Consider the following 15,447-nt stretch of genomic DNA (forward strand, 5'->3'; position numbering starts at 1 on the left):
AATAGTCTATGTTACGATATATTTTCATTCGTTTCAAAGCGAAAAAATTTATCTATATAAAGAGAGAGGAGAAAAAATGGATAAATTATTTCAATTAAAAGCACATGATACAACAATCGGAAAAGAGTTTTCAGCTGGCCTGATCTCTTATATAACTGTTGTGTATATCATCATTGTCAATGCTACCATTCTGTCAGCAGCTGGAATTCCTTTGGAAGCTGGAATCATTGCCACCATTTTGACCGTTTTCGCTGGCTGCCTGCTCATGGGTTTCTGGAGCAATACACCTATTTTGGTGATTCCGGGAATGGGATTGAATGCGATGTTTACATACACAATCGTACAGTCAGGGGGCTTTGCATGGCAGGAAGCACTTGCCATGGTGTTTGTTTCCGGGGTCATTTTCATGTTATTAGCTTTCACTCCACTGGCAAAAACGATTGTCTCGTCCATTCCTGATTCCCTGAAGGAAGCCATCACTGTTGGCATCGGCATCCTATTAATCCTGATCGGTTTCGATAATAGCGGAATCATTACAAGTTCGGAACATACTTTACTTGCAATCGGAGACCTCAGCAGTTCAACAGCCCTCATCACTTTGATCGGATTAGTTGTCACTGTCGTATTATTCATTAAAAATGTACCCGGCAACCTTTTGCTAAGTATCGCATTCACAGCAGCACTTGCCTTGATTTTTGGTGATTTCAAGGGTGATGGAGCGTCATGGAGTATGCCATCATTCAAAGGGTATATGGCAGTGTTTGGTCAAATGTCGTTTGCCAAAGCGGGTGATTTTGTTTTTTGGCTTACTGCTTTTTCATTGGCAATGGTTGTTATCTTCGAAAATATTGGCTTGATCCATGGACATACAAAGATGCTAAACCAGACACAAAAATCCAGGAAAGCTTTACAGGCAAATGCAATTTCAGTAGCCACAGCCGGAATTTTCGGGACTAGCCCTACCGTTGCATCTGTCGAAAGTGCTGCCGGAATTGCTGCTGGCGGACGGACTGGATTAACGAGCATCGTAACTGGTGTCCTATTCCTGGCGTCCATTGTATTAATCCCTGTTATTAAAATGGTACCGGAAAGCGCAGTCTCTCCTGTCTTAATTTTAATAGGTGTACTAATGCTGCAGAATATTACCAACATCAAGCTCGATGATTTACTTGAAAGCTTCCCTGCTCTGCTGATCATTGTCCTGATTCCGCTGACATATAGCATTGCAGACGGAATGGCGATTGGTTTTATCCTTTATCCCTTAATGAAGCTATTAATGGGGAAAGGCCGGGAGATCCAGCCTGCACTCTATATGATTGCCTTGCTGTTCCTGGGTAACTTTGTTTTGCAATATGCTCTATAATGAGAAAAACAGCCCTGGGTCCAGGGCTGTTTTAGTTTGCTCTTTTTAGAATATAGGATGAAGGATTCATATAAACATTCGGAATAAACTTGGAAGCTTCTTGCAGCAGATGGATCTGAGCTGCCTGTGCCTGGTCAACTGTCCCCATTCCATACATCTTCAATGACCGTTCAAGGACAAGCATCGGTTCGTAGCCATTTACATAATAGAGACTCTCACCAGTGCCAGGATAATAGGATTCAAGCGGCTTTATGTTGGAAATGATGTGATATTGAGCTTTACCTTTTTGAGAGTAACCAGCCACCACCGCCTCAAAGGGACGGCCATCTGCAGGAAGCAAAGGATTATTGATTGATGACTGGATTGATTCAGCCAGTTCTCTGAGACTGAATCCTTGTTTAATAAGGGTTTCAGCGGCATCTGCTGCCATCACCGCATATTCCTCATCACCTGAAAAAGCAATGAACGCTGTATCCGGTATCAATTCTTTGAAATGGATGTCATCAGTCATCTGCTGTATCCCCAAATCAGTAACCAATGAAATAAAATCTTCTCTTGCTACTATTGATACAAGGCCCATAGAAATCACTCCTTATGTTCCACCTACCTTAAACATACCTCTTTGGCAGCAAATTTCAATAGGAGAGTTTGTCGATTTATCAGAAGTTTTCGTGAATTTTGTAGGATAGGTGGATAAAGAAAGGGACCAAAGTTAAATAAGCGAAAGGCTATGCAGTTTGATGTCCTTAAGAAGCCGCTTCCTCTCTCTTAAGAGTACCTTTCAGGCTGAATATTGCCCTTATGTAGGCGATTCCTCATTCATAAGAGTACTCTTCAGGCTGAATGGTGACCTTATGCGGGCGATTCTTCTCTCATAAGGGTACCTTTCAGGCTGAATGGTGACCTTATACGGGCGATTCCGTACTCATAAGGGTACCTTTCAGGCAGAATGATGACCTTATGCGGGCGATTCTTCTCTCATAAGGGTACCTTTCAGGCAGAATGATGACCTTATGCAGGCGATTCTTCTCTCATAAGGGTACCTTTCAGGCAAAATGATGACCTTATGCGGGCGATTCTTCTCTCATAAGGGTACCTTTCAGGCAAAATGATGACCTTATGCGGGCGATTCTTCTCTCATAAGGGTACCTTTCAGGCAAAATGATGACCTTATGCGGGCGATTCTTCTCTCATAAGGGTACCTCTCAGGCAGAATTGTGACCTTATACGGGCGATTCCTCACTCATAAGGGTACCATTCAGGCGAAAAAAATCCCCTTTTCAGGCGGTTCTAAACAAAACCCGAAGTACTGTCGAAATCACGCTAGAATACTCACAGATTATATTAAAAAAACAGAAACCCCTGGTCGGAAAAATAACCAGGGGTTTCTGTTTAGTAATTTACGCTTTTAATTTGTCGCGAAGAACCATTTGCAGGATGCCGCCGTGACGGTAGTAATCGATTTCTACTTCTGAATCGAAACGGACAAGCGCTTCGAAAGTTTTCTTGTTGCCTTCTTCGTCAGTAGCTGTCACAGTGATGATGTCGCGCGGACGAACCTTTTCATCGATCTGGACATCGAATGATTCTCTGCCTGTCAGGCCAAGAGTCTCAGCGTTTTCACCAGCTTTGAATTGAAGTGGCAGAACGCCCATCAATACAAGGTTTGAACGGTGGATACGCTCGAAGCTTTCAGCGATAACAGTCTTGATGCCTAATAGGTTAGTACCCTTTGCAGCCCAGTCACGGGATGATCCCATTCCGTAATCTTTTCCTGCAATAACCATAAGGCCGGTGCCTTGCTCTTTGTACTTCATGCAAGCATCAAAGATGGACATGACTTCGTTCGTTGGCCAGTAAGTCGTGAAGCCGCCTTCTGTGCCAGGAGCGATCTGGTTGCGGATACGGATGTTCGCGAATGTTCCGCGCATCATGACTTCGTGGTTACCACGGCGTGAACCGTAAGAGTTGAAGTCACGTGGCTCTACACCCTTTTCGCGAAGGTATTTTCCAGCTGGTGTATCTTTGCCGATCGCACCTGCAGGAGAAATATGGTCAGTTGTGACGGAATCACCGAACTTGCCGACAACACGAAGGCTGTTCAATGGAGCAACTTCTCCAGCTTCTGGAGTCAAACCTTCAAAGAATGGAGGGTTTGCGATATAAGTTGAATCCTCATCGAAAGTGTATAGCGGATCGCTATTTGTCTGGATCTCATTCCACTTTTCGTTGTCAGTGAATACAGTTTCGTACTCTCTGCGGAATAGTTCAGGTGTTACAACGCGGTGAACGACTTCGTTCACTTCTGCAGTTGATGGCCAGATATCCTTGAAGAATACATCATTGCCATCTTTATCTTTTCCGATAGGGTCATTCTGAAGATCGATGTCCACTGTACCAGCAAGTGCGTAAGCCACAACCAATGGCGGTGAAGCCAGGTAGTTTGCTTTTACAAGCGGGTGGATACGTCCTTCGAAGTTACGGTTGCCTGAAAGTACTGAAGTTACTAGAAGATCGCTTTCAGCAACAGACTTTTCGATTTCTGGCTTTAATGGACCAGAGTTACCGATACATGTTGTACATCCATAACCAACAAGGTTGAAACCAAGAGTTTCAAGGTAAGGAAGCAATTCTGAATCGCGAAGGTATCCAGTTACAACCTTTGAACCAGGTGCCAATGAAGTCTTAACAAACTTAGGAACTTCCATTCCTAGCTCAACAGCTTTCTTGGCAACAAGACCTGCACCTACAAGTACGTATGGGTTAGATGTATTTGTACAGCTAGTGATCGCAGCAATCGCGATAGCACCTGTTTTCATAGTAGTTGTATCGCCATTTGCGAATTCAACAACAGCTTGTTTTTGGATTTCCTTTTTGCCAAGTCCGAATCCCTGGTTTCCTGCAGGAGCAGTCAATGCTTCTTGGAAGGATTTCTGCATTGCAGAAAGTGGAATTAAATCCTGCGGACGCTTTGGACCAGACAGGTTAGGTTCGATTTCAGAAAGATTGATTTCTACTACATCAGTATAAACTGGCTCTAAAGCAGGATCGAAGAATAATCCGTTTTCCTTGCAGTATGCCTCAACCACTTTAATGTGGTCTTCTGGGCGGCCAGTTAAACGCATGTAATCCAATGCTTCTCCATCTACTGGGAAGAATCCGCAAGTAGCGCCGTATTCTGGTGCCATGTTTGCAACAGTCGCACGGTCAGCAAGTGGAAGCGTCACTACGCCAGGTCCGAAGAACTCGACGAATTTGCCAACAACGCCTTTGCTGCGAAGAACCTGAGTCACTTTAAGTGCAAGGTCTGTTGCAGTAGCGCCGTTCGGCATATCTCCTACTAATTTAACACCTACTACTTCTGGTACTGGGAAGTATGAAGGCTGGCCAAGCATTCCAGCTTCTGCTTCGATACCGCCTACGCCCCATCCAAGAACGCCAATACCGTTGATCATTGTAGTATGAGAGTCTGTACCTACTAATGAATCTGGGAATGTTTCGAATTCACCATCTGCATTTTCTACAGCGTGGACAACGTTTGCAAGGTACTCAAGGTTCACCTGGTGAACGATACCTGTTGCCGGCGGAACAGCGCGGTAGTTGTCGAATGCTTTCTGTGCCCAGCTCAAGAACTGGTAACGTTCAGCATTACGTTCGAATTCAAGTTCCATGTTCACATTAAGTGCGTCTGGAGTTCCGTATTTATCAACCTGTACAGAGTGGTCAATGACTAGATCAACCGGCTTTTCAGGATTGATTTTGTCTGGGTCTCCACCCATGTCAGCCATTGCTTTCCTTAGAGAAGCTAGGTCAACGACTGCTGGTACACCAGTGAAGTCCTGAAGAATGACACGTGAAGGCTTAAACGGCACATCCACTTCTTTCACTTCGCTGGTTCCCCATTTTGCTAGATTTTCAACATGCTCTTTTGTGATCACAAAGCCATCATGCTGGCGAAGCACGGATTCAAGCAATACCTTAACAGAATAAGGCAGTTTTGATACATTGCCGATTCCAGCATTTTCTAATGCTGCCAGGCTATAGTAATGATAGCGTTTCCCGTCAACTTCAAATGAACTGCGGGCGTTAAAAACATCTTGGTTTGACATATGTTTACCCCCTTCTTCTACGTAAACATCATAAACTAAATAAAAGTAATTGTCGAAAAGTTTGAATCTTGTATTCCATCCTAACTTTTCTCACAATTTCATATTAATATAACCTTGTATATAAGTAAATAACAAGAAAGTTATTGCGATTGATAAGTTTTCCTTATTATAAAAATTATAAACATGTTAAAAACAAACTTTCTGTTATTTTATCAAAGAGGAATATTGTTTCCTAATTTAATCCAAGTCAATTAAAAACTATTTTACAAAAGTGAAAAAGCAGGATTATGCAGTGTGTAATGGGAAAAAATATGACAGATGGAGGTGATTCATGTGGTAAAAAGAAAAGCAAATCATGTCATTCCCGGAGCAAATGCTGCAAAAGCTCAGGGAAATGGTGCGGGATTCAATGAAGAAATGGCAAATGAACCTATGACCGAGCTTGAAAAACAAAATAATAAGAAGCGTAAAAAGAATCAATAAATAATAACATGCCTGGTATATGAAAAAGCGGAAGGAACACCTTCCGCTTTCAACTTTTATTCCATATTCACTTCGTTCACGATACTTCTGAGATCCTGCTGGAACCTTTCTAATTGTCCCCTTTGATGTTCAGAAGCGGTTTCAAGAGCATTTTCAATTTGTTGGAATGCTTCATTCACTTCATTTTTAAGGTGCTTTAACTGGTGACCATAGCTTGCTGAATCACGGACAATTTTCGAATAAAGACCTTGTGCGTCTTCAAACCCTTGCTGGGCTGCCTGGAAGGCTTGTTGTTTATCTTTATTGTAAGGCATGTGTGATTTCCTCCTGATGTAGTAAAATCTATACCGTTAAATTGCACATTTAAAAGTTATTTATTCAGTATAAATTCAAGTGAAAATCTAATCCTAAAATCAGGAGGGATGAGCAATGAACAAAAACGATTCCAAGGATATGCACAAAAATGCTCCCAAGGGTGACCAAGACAGCCAGCCTGCTCCACTAAGCGGATCCAAAAAGGTAAAAAACCGCAACCATACTCGCCAAAAGCACAATTCTGGCCACGATATGTAAAAAACACATGGCTGCCAAATAATCTGGCAGCCATCATGCTATATTAATTTGAGCGCGTCCAAGAGCTGCTGTTCTTCTTCCGGGGTAACGGTACGAAGGTCGACATGCACCTCTTCTTTATGAATTCTCACTATGATGGCTGGTGAATGTTCTGTCCTAAGCTTTCTCGCAATATGTTCAGCACTTACTTCAGGGTGGCTGATGCTGGCCAGGCAGGCAGGCAGCTCGACATCTGGCATTGTTCCCCCGCCGACCTGGCTAGTCCCTTCTGTGATATTTACATTTAATTTTCCGCCAAAAGATTGGATAGACTTGACAAATTTTTCAGTCCTTGCCTCAAGTTCCGTTAAAGGCACAAGTAAATCCCGAAGAGTCGGGATATTGCCCATTCCCTTTTCGCCCTTAAGATAATCCATCAAAGTTGCTTCGAGTGCTGCTAGCGTCATTTTATCAACTCTTACGACCCTGGCCAGCTGATGCTTTTTCAGTTGATCGATAAGCTCTTTTTTTCCAGCGATAATACCAGCTTGCGGACCGCCCAGCAATTTATCCCCGCTGAATGATACGATATCCGCTCCCATTCTGAGCACTTCACTAACAACAGGTTCTTCCCCAATACCATGCTTTTGAAAATCATATAAAACACCACTACCTAGATCTTCGTAAAAAATGACATCTTCGTGTTTATTTGACAGTTGTGCTAACTCTTCGGTTTCTACGGTTTTCGAAAAGCCATATATCTTAAAATTGCTTGTATGGACCTTCAGTATCATGGATGTTTCTTCTGAAATCGCATTCTCATAATCGTATAGATGGGTTTTATTTGTTGTCCCTACTTCGACTAATCTCGCTCCGCTTTCTTCCATTATCGAAGAGATACGGAAGGAACCGCCAATTTCCACAAGTTGTCCACGCGAAACGATAACCTCTTTACCTCGTGCAAGCGCACTGAGAATGATAAAAACAGCAGCAGCATTATTATTGACGACCATAGCCGCTTCTGCACCTGTAATTTCCTTGACCAATGCTTCCACATGACTGTGCCGTGACCCGCGTTTGCCTTCATCTAGCTTATATTCAAGATTGGAATAGTTCATAGCTGTTTCCACTACATGCTTTATGGCATTCTCGCTCAATCGGGCCCTGCCTAAATTTGTATGCAAAATGGTTCCGGTAGCATTAATGACAGTTTTAAGTGTATATTCCAATCGTTCAGCTGCAGAACGGTCAACAGCTTCAAAGATTTGGTCTATAAATGCTTCTGTCCCTGGTTCTGCCCCTGCCCAATTCCCTCTTAGCAGTTCTTTCCTTATCCTATCTATTTCTGATTTCATCACATCAGTCAGATAGACTTCATCTAGATCATACTGGTCAATTAAATCCGTAAACCTTGTATCTTTCTGCAGTTCATGTACTGCAGGCAAGGCTCTCAAAAATTCTTTCATGCTCGCATGCCCCCACAAAACAAATCTACATTGTTCCATTATATCATTAATATCCAATCGTAATTTTTTCAATCAGGTGAATTAAGTCTTGTGAAATTACAGCAATATTGCATCCTGCAGCTTAAAAAAATGCCTGGCAGCTGCCAGGCAATATTTATGCTTCTATTTGCTTTATGATTTCGTCGACATCCGGAAATAAGCCTGTATCAAGTTTGGAGTATAGAAGTTTTCCGTTAACCGTAACCTCAAAAGCTCCTTTGGAACCTGGTATCAGTTCCATTTTTTCTATTTGGCTTCGAAAATGCGTGAATAAATCTTCCGCGAGACTCGCGGCTTTTGGTGCATAATTTCACATCATGCAAAATTCGACGGCGACTTGATACTTCTCCATTAAAAATCCCCCTTGCAAATATATATATAATTACTGTAATTTTAGTGTAAAGTCTGACTCTGTGCAAATAATAGTAGCTTAAGGATGATTTTAAAAACAAGAAGGAGTATACTTTCTGTTGAGGTGATAAGGTTGAGTGAACATGAAAAAATCCGTTTGACTTCGTTGTCAACAAAAGCTGGCTGAGGATGTAAAATCAGTCCAGAGGACTTGACGCAGGTTCTGCGTCTATTACCTGAACAGGAACCTGTTCCTGAGTTGCTCGTCGGACATGAAACATCCGATGATGCAGGTGTATATAAACTGACAGATGATATCGCCCTGATCCAAACAATTGATTACTTCACCCCAATCGTGGATGATCCATATATGTTTGGCCAGATTGCTGCCGCCAATGCACTTAGCGATGTGTACGCAATGGGTGGAGAGCCAAAAACTGTTCTTAATATAGTAGGATATCCTGTCAAAAAGCTTGGTCCAGATATACTTGCAGAAATATTAAGAGGGGCGAGTGACAAAGTGAAAGAAGCTGGTGCCGTTACAGTTGGCGGACATTCAGTCGATGATCAGGAGCCTAAATTCGGCTTATCCGTGACAGGTCTGGCACACCCTGAATCCATATGGAAAAATGTCGGCGCCAAACCAGGTGATGTGCTGGTCATTTCAAAACCAATCGGGGTTGGAATCATAACGACCGGAATTAAGCGTGGTGTGGTAACGGCCGAACAAGAACAGTCCGTTACCGAAACAATGGCCTTATTGAACAAATCCGCTGCAGAAGCGCTCAAAAGCTTCACTCCTCATGCAGTAACAGATGTGACTGGATTCGGCCTCCTCGGTCATGGAAGTGAAATTGCACGAGGCAGCAATGTCAGCTTTGAGATTGAATTAACCAGAGTTCCTGTCCTGGAAGGTACATATGAATTGGCGGCAAAAGGCGTTGTACCAGGAGGTTCTAAGTCAAATCATAAGTGGCTAGTGGATGATGTCGAGTATGCAGACATATCTCCTGAAGAGCAATTGGTCCTTTGTGACGCAATCACGTCAGGCGGCCTTCTTGTATCACTGCCAGAAAATGAGGCCATTCAATATGTAAAAGCACTCCAAGACAAAGGATTGAATCAAGCTGCTGTAATAGGAAAAGTCACAGAAAAGCAGGATAAACTGATTTATGTAAAAAGGTGAAATCAAATTTGATTTCACCTTTTTTCTTAATTTATTATAATTTGACTTTCAATTTTTCCAGCATATCGGCAGTCATACTCCCGAGGTCATATTTTGCCTTGAATCCCCATTCTTCAGCAGCAGCAGAAGCATCGATTGAATTCGGCCAGCTATCAGCAATTGCCTGCCTTACAGGATCCACTTCGTAAGACAGTTCAAATCCTGGAATATGCTTTTTTATTTCAGCTGCAAGTTGCTCCGGGTCAAAACTCATTGCCGTTACATTAAAAGCATTACGGTGGATGAGCTTAGAAGGGTCTGCTTCCATCAAATCAATGATCGCCCCAAGCGCGTCAGGCATGTACATCATGTCCATGTATGTCCCTTTGTTGATATAGGAGCTGTATTTACCATTTTTGATTGCTTCGTAATAAATCTCAACCGCATAATCAGTTGTTCCGCCTCCTGGAGGTGTGACGTAAGAAATCAATCCAGGGAATCTCACTCCCCTGGTGTCAACTCCAAAACGGTGGAAATAATAATCTGCAAGTAATTCTCCTGCAACCTTGTTCACACCATACATCGTAGTAGGACGTTGAATTGTGTCCTGAGGCGTATCGTCTTTAGGTGTGTTCGGACCGAAAGCACCGATAGAGCTTGGAGTGAAAAATTGCAGGTTCAGTTCCCTTGCTGTTTCGAGGGCGTTCATCAAACCGCCCATATTCAGGTTCCATGCAAAAACCGGCTTCGTCTCAGCTGTTGCTGATAGCAGTGCAGCCATGTGCATGATTGTGTCAACATTGTATTCTTTTGCCAATTCAGCCATCCTGTTGGCATCCATGACATCGAGAATCTCGAATGGGCCGTTGACTGCTGCTTCTGAATTAGTCTGTCTGATGTCAGTCGCAATGACATTGTCCTGTCCGTATATGTCACGAAGTTTAACTGTTAATTCTGAACCAATCTGGCCAAGTGCACCAGTAATCAAAATCTTTTTCATTCTATGTACTCCTCCTGCTTTTCCTTAAAACTATGCCGGCTTGTCAGACAAACCGGCATCCCCCAATTAAATAATCCCTAATTCTTTTCCTACCTTTTCATAAATAGATAATGCCTGATCAAGCATTTCTTTCGTATGCGCCGCGGAAGGCATATTCCTTACCCGGCCTGTTCCCCGCGGTACTGTTGGGAATACGATTGATTTTGCGTAAACCCCTTCTTCATATAATCGCTTGCTGAATTCCTGTGTTTTCACTTCGTCTCCAATGATGCATGGAGTGATCGGCGTCTCAGAGTGTCCAATGTCAAAACCAAGCTTTTGCAGTCCATCCTTCAGATAGTTTGCATTTTCCCATAGACGCTGGTTCAATTCTGTGCTTTCCATCAGGATTTCAATTGCCTTTATGCTGGCAGCAACGTCAGCAGGAGTGAGTGAGGTTGAGAACAGAAATGGACGGCTTCTCACTTTCAGCCAGTCAATCAGGTTTTGCTTTCCAGCAACATATCCTCCGACTACACCAATAGCCTTCGATAATGTTCCAATCTGGAAATCGACTTTATCTGAAAGTCCGAAATGCTTGACAGTTCCTGCGCCTTCCCCAAGTACTCCAGAACCATGTGCATCGTCGACATATGTAAATAAGTCGAATTCTTCGGCGATTTCAACGATTTCCGGCAATTTTGCAATGTCTCCATCCATGGAGAATACGCCATCGGTGATGACCATGATTTTATTGTATAGACCGGATTCTTTGGCTTCTTTTGCTTTTGCGCGCAGGTCTTCCATGTCAGAATGGTTGAAACGGATGATTTTTGCACGTGACAGACGGCAGCCGTCAATAATCGAAGCATGATTCAATTCATCAGAAAGAATCGCATCATTTTTATCCATTACAGCGGAAATCGCAGCCATATTACACATGAAGCCGGATTGATAAGCAATAGCAGCTTCTGTCTTTTTGAACTTGGCAAGCTTTTCTTCAAGTTCAACATGAAGCTTAAGTGTGCCGTTAATCGTCCTAACGGCGCCTGCTCCCACTCCAAACCGGGAAATCGCTTCATCGGCAGCTTTTTTCAATCTGTCATCAGTAGCCAGTCCTAGATAGTTATTAGAAGATAGATTGATCATTTCTTTTCCATTGATTGTTATGACTGGTCCATTAGGGCTTTCTAGCGGGTCGATTACATTGTATAGCCCCTTCCCCTTTAATTCCTCCAGGTTCTCGTTCAAAAATTGATCCAATGTTTTGCTAGACATCGAATTCCCCTTTCTGCCGAAACGGCATGTCATTTTTACAAAAACAACTGTCTTTTTGGAGCGGACAACACCTAAGTCCATCAATCCATATGTAATGGGTATTTATAAATTATACTTTATCACATTTCTATGAATTGTACATCTATGAAGGACAGAAAACGCTTACTTTTTATTACTTTTCCCTAATGTGCTTTAAAAAACATGATTTTATTAAAACGTGGTTTGAATAATTTTTAAAGGGTAAATAAAAGAGGGCCCGTCTGTAACCAGGCAGGCATCAAGAGGGCAGCGAACAACCTTTCATCTGCATCATCATCACTCCCTCATGTCTCATATAGAAATAGAAACTGAGTTTTGGAGGTTAATTTTTATGAAATATCCACTTAATATAAATTCAGAGATTGGAGAGTTGAAGTCAGTAGTGCTGCATAGGCCTGGCAAGGAAGTCGAAAATCTGACACCAAAATATTTGGAACGGCTTCTTTTTGACGACATTCCGTATCTTCCAGCAGTCCAAAAAGAACATGATTATTTCGCTGATGTATTAAGGAACCGAGGCATCGAGGTTCTTTATCTCGAAAAATTAATGGAAGAGGCCTTACATACAGAAGAATTAAGACAGGAATTCATTGATCAGGTACTCAATGAAAGCAAAAGCAATTTGAACGGATCGAGAAGCATAGTGGAAGAGTATCTTCATTCCTATTCTACTGAAGAGATGATTCAAAAAGTGATGTCTGGCGTGTTGAAATCAGAAATCGAACAGGAGAAGAAAGTGCACTTGCATGAACTTCTGGACGACTACTATCCTTTCTTCCTGGATCCTATGCCAAATCTCTATTTTACAAGAGATCCAGCCGCCGTGATTGGGGATGGAATATCATTGAACAAAATGTGTGAAGGAGCAAGGAAAAGGGAGTCACTTTTCATGGATTTCATCATGAAGCATCATCCCCGGTTCGCTGCCCATGATATTCCTTTTTGGTACGACCGGGATCAGTACTACCCTCTCGAAGGCGGGGATGAACTCGTGCTCAGTCCTGAAGTCATTGCCATCGGGGTAAGTGCGCGGACTTCTGCCCAGGCAATTGAAAAATTGGCAAAACAGATATTCTCCAAAAATGATCGAATAAAAAAGGTGGTAGCTGTTGAAATCCCTAAATTGAGGGCATATATGCACCTTGATACAGTGTTTACAATGGTTGACCATGAAAAATTCACCATCCATCATGGAATCGAGGGGCCCAACGGTGATATGAAAATATATATTCTTGAAAAAGGTACAGACCCAGACAAACTTGCCATCTCAGAACGCTCCAACTTAACAGAAACATTGAAGGAGGTCCTTCGCCTTCAGGATTTAATCCTGATACCCTGTGGAGGCGGTCATGAAATCGCTGCTGCCCGCGAGCAGTGGAACGATGGCTCTAATACACTGGCGATCGCTCCCGGAGTCGTTGTCACCTATGATCGAAACTATGTGTCCAATGATTTGCTGAGGAAAAATGGCGTCGAGGTAATTGAAATTCCAAGTTCTGAACTCTCACGCGGGCGCGGTGGCCCTCGATGTATGAGTATGCCAATCTACCGGGAAGATTTGTAAATAAGAAGAATAAAGCAGTCCTGGATTTAATTCAGGACTGCTTTTATATGAAAATTCTAGTTGGCAGCAAGGTAGCTTTGCAATTCTTTAACCAATTGTTCAGCCCCTTCTTTACTTAACACAATTTTTCCGTCTGCAAGCGACATGTTGTCATTGCTGATCGTGCCAGTTATAAGGCAAGTCAGGTCAGGCTGGTATTTTTTCAGGATGATCATATCCTCATCCACGAATATCTCCAGCGGATCATTTTCACCGATACTTAGTTTCTTCCTTAATTCCATCGGAATGACCACCCTGCCCAGCTGATCCGTCTTCCTCACGATTCCTGTAGCTTTCATATTGCATCCTCCCCTTCCTACCATGTGGGATATGGATGTCTGTACTGTGAAACGATTCTAGCCCAATACAATTATAGCAAAACGAGGCATATATTTACATTTATCAAGTGTCGGTTTCGTTAAAATATTTACTTTTAAAAATCTTCATTTGCAAATGAAAAGCACGCAAAATGCGTGCTTTTCAAAGTTCTATTCAAAGTACTATTCTACTCCCTGGATTTCAGGTGATGATCCATTGTTTTTCAGTAATACTTTTAGTCCGGATCCAATATCAGAAGCAAGAACAAAGTTCCTGTCGACAAATACTCCCCAAACATCTGACTTTTCAGGAACATACTGCCCAGCTTGTTTAGGATTTGCCGGATCCGTTATGTCCACCGCGTATACTCCCCCAGCGTAATGTGATAAATACAATGTATTCCCCTGTACTTTCGGGTCATGGACTGTATTGGCGAAAGTAACCCCATTTTCTATATTATCGACTAAATCGGTCTTGAACTCGCTAAGCAATTTAGGATTTGTTTTATCTTTAATGTCAAAAATCCTAGTATAGCCGTATGATTGTTCATAGCCTTCTTTAGATGGATTATAAACTTCCCTTGTCTCAATCAGCACATTGCCGCCTTTTGCCAGTGTAGCTGAGTGTGCAGATCCCTGCTGGTTAGAAGCGAAATCTGTCCTTCCCAGATATTCCGGATTTTCTGGGTTGCTGATGTCAAAAATGACCGTTCCCAGATCCCACATCGAAACATATGCATACTTCCCGGTTTCATCGATCATAGTGCTATGGTTGAAGACTGGACGTGTTTTCCCATCAGGAGAATTCCAGTGGTAGCCGTTAAAATCTTCAGGAATTTCTTCCATTGACCTAGGATCGAATTCCCATAGCTTCTCTGGATTCGACGGATCGCTTACATCGACAATCTGAAAATCCTTCTCCTCCCCATGACTGTAATAGTCAGCATAAGGGTTAGCAGCTAGTACAAGCGCGCGATTGCCCTGCATGGTCAGGTACAGCTCATGCGTTCCATTGGTTTTTTTGGTCACTTCATAAAAACCCAGCTTCTTAGGGCTTTCTGGATTTGTTACATCATATAGCAAAAATCCGCCCTTTGAGTCAGGATTATTTCTATTAAGCTGCTGAACACTAACAACTGCAAGATCCCCTTTAAAAGATGGTGTGTTCACACTCTTGACGATAACCTTTTCCTGCCATGTACCAGGGATGTCATTATTCGCGAATACAGACACTTCTTTTGGGTTGGCCGGATCTTTGAGATCAAATACACGTACTCCGCCATTACCGCCATTCCTGGTATGGGTGCCAAGATAAGCGTACCCTTTGTGGGCAAATACATCTGCAAAACTATTCTGCTTTCCATCTGCCCTGACTGTTTTCATTTCAGGAGCAGCGGCTTCATGTAAGAATTTGAGGTTTTTATTTCCCTCCATGACAGGGACCGATACTTCGCTATAGCCTGTCCGTTCACCTTTCTCAATGTTTACATCACCAAGTTCATCATGGGCAAGGACATTGAATGGAACAGAAGAAACAGTTAAAGCTCCAGCAAGAATCAAGCTAGGGAACAATCGTTTTTTCACTATTTAAAACCTCCTCCTATGTATTGAATAACAATATAGCAGAGGTAGAAACTCATCAGCAAACAAAAAACTGTATATTTTGTAAATTCAGTTAATTATCCCTAATTTTACAAAAAATT

At 42.5% G+C, this 15,447-nt stretch carries 13 protein-coding genes and 1 pseudogene; 5 read left to right on the plus strand and 9 right to left on the minus strand.

Annotated elements, in window-relative coordinates; all coding sequences use genetic code 11:
* The first annotated feature begins 76 nt into the window (after window positions 1–76).
* Window positions 77–1,363: an NCS2 family permease gene (locus QNH36_RS12930; RefSeq protein ID WP_144480832.1), complete on the plus strand. Its 1,287-nt coding sequence runs from the start codon at window positions 77–79 to the stop codon at window positions 1,361–1,363.
* Between the two features lie 31 nt (window positions 1,364–1,394).
* Here the strand turns inward: QNH36_RS12930 and QNH36_RS12935 are convergent, their stop codons facing one another.
* Both QNH36_RS12935 and acnA read right to left on the minus strand, forming a co-directional pair.
* Window positions 1,395–1,943, minus strand: a complete 549-nt coding sequence (locus QNH36_RS12935) for a hypothetical protein (RefSeq protein WP_283903615.1) — start codon at window positions 1,941–1,943, stop codon at window positions 1,395–1,397.
* Between the two features lie 820 nt (window positions 1,944–2,763).
* A complete protein-coding gene (gene acnA, locus QNH36_RS12940) occupies window positions 2,764–5,472 on the minus strand; it encodes an aconitate hydratase AcnA (RefSeq protein ID WP_251540217.1) in 2,709 nt (902 codons plus the stop codon).
* 333 nt (window positions 5,473–5,805) lie between these two features.
* Between acnA and sspO the strand changes: the two genes are divergently transcribed.
* Window positions 5,806–5,955 carry a small acid-soluble spore protein SspO gene (sspO, locus tag QNH36_RS12945; protein WP_144480826.1) on the plus strand — a complete coding sequence of 50 codons (150 nt, stop codon included), beginning with the start codon at window positions 5,806–5,808 and terminating at the stop codon, window positions 5,953–5,955.
* A gap of 56 nt (window positions 5,956–6,011) precedes the next feature.
* Here sspO and QNH36_RS12950 read toward each other — a convergent pair whose 3' ends face one another.
* Window positions 6,012–6,269 (minus strand): DUF2524 family protein, encoded by a 258-nt coding sequence (locus QNH36_RS12950; RefSeq protein ID WP_283903616.1) that lies wholly within the window; start codon window positions 6,267–6,269, stop codon window positions 6,012–6,014.
* 115 nt (window positions 6,270–6,384) lie between these two features.
* On the opposite strand from QNH36_RS12950, the gene QNH36_RS12955 reads away from it, so the two are divergent.
* Window positions 6,385–6,528, plus strand: coding sequence for a small acid-soluble spore protein P (locus tag QNH36_RS12955; protein WP_283903617.1), 144 nt, complete (start codon window positions 6,385–6,387; stop codon window positions 6,526–6,528).
* 38 nt (window positions 6,529–6,566) lie between these two features.
* Here QNH36_RS12955 and selA read toward each other — a convergent pair whose 3' ends face one another.
* Both selA and QNH36_RS23925 read right to left on the minus strand, forming a co-directional pair.
* Entirely contained in the window at window positions 6,567–7,973 is a 1,407-nt protein-coding gene (gene selA / locus QNH36_RS12960) for an L-seryl-tRNA(Sec) selenium transferase (RefSeq protein WP_283903618.1), read from the minus strand.
* 154 nt (window positions 7,974–8,127) lie between these two features.
* A pseudogene (locus tag QNH36_RS23925) lies at window positions 8,128–8,310 on the minus strand (Rdx family protein); the annotation flags it as partial.
* A 138-nt stretch (window positions 8,311–8,448) separates the two neighbouring features.
* Here QNH36_RS23925 and selD point away from each other — a divergent pair.
* Window positions 8,449–9,549: a selenide, water dikinase SelD gene (selD, locus tag QNH36_RS12965; RefSeq protein ID WP_186326873.1), complete on the plus strand. Its 1,101-nt coding sequence runs from the start codon at window positions 8,449–8,451 to the stop codon at window positions 9,547–9,549.
* Between the two features lie 34 nt (window positions 9,550–9,583).
* Here the strand turns inward: selD and QNH36_RS12970 are convergent, their stop codons facing one another.
* Window positions 9,584–10,528 carry an L-threonine 3-dehydrogenase gene (locus QNH36_RS12970; RefSeq protein WP_283903619.1) on the minus strand — a complete coding sequence of 315 codons (945 nt, stop codon included), beginning with the start codon at window positions 10,526–10,528 and terminating at the stop codon, window positions 9,584–9,586.
* A gap of 66 nt (window positions 10,529–10,594) precedes the next feature.
* The gene (locus QNH36_RS12975) at window positions 10,595–11,785 is read right to left on the minus strand and encodes a glycine C-acetyltransferase (RefSeq protein ID WP_144480820.1); all 1,191 of its coding nucleotides are present in this window, start codon (window positions 11,783–11,785) and stop codon (window positions 10,595–10,597) included.
* 370 nt (window positions 11,786–12,155) lie between these two features.
* Between QNH36_RS12975 and arcA the strand changes: the two genes are divergently transcribed.
* Window positions 12,156–13,388, plus strand: a complete 1,233-nt coding sequence (arcA, locus tag QNH36_RS12980) for an arginine deiminase (RefSeq protein ID WP_283903620.1) — start codon at window positions 12,156–12,158, stop codon at window positions 13,386–13,388.
* Between the two features lie 56 nt (window positions 13,389–13,444).
* Here arcA and QNH36_RS12985 read toward each other — a convergent pair whose 3' ends face one another.
* Both QNH36_RS12985 and QNH36_RS12990 read right to left on the minus strand, forming a co-directional pair.
* Window positions 13,445–13,726 carry an AbrB/MazE/SpoVT family DNA-binding domain-containing protein gene (locus QNH36_RS12985; RefSeq protein WP_144480818.1) on the minus strand — a complete coding sequence of 94 codons (282 nt, stop codon included), beginning with the start codon at window positions 13,724–13,726 and terminating at the stop codon, window positions 13,445–13,447.
* 201 nt (window positions 13,727–13,927) lie between these two features.
* Complete coding sequence (locus QNH36_RS12990; RefSeq protein ID WP_144480817.1) at window positions 13,928–15,328, minus strand: LVIVD repeat-containing protein; 1,401 nt, start codon at window positions 15,326–15,328, stop codon at window positions 13,928–13,930.
* Between the last annotated feature and the right edge of the window lie 119 nt (window positions 15,329–15,447).

The organism is Mesobacillus sp. AQ2 (assembly GCF_030122805.1).
Classification (GTDB): domain Bacteria; phylum Bacillota; class Bacilli; order Bacillales; family Cytobacillaceae; genus Mesobacillus; species Mesobacillus oceanisediminis_A.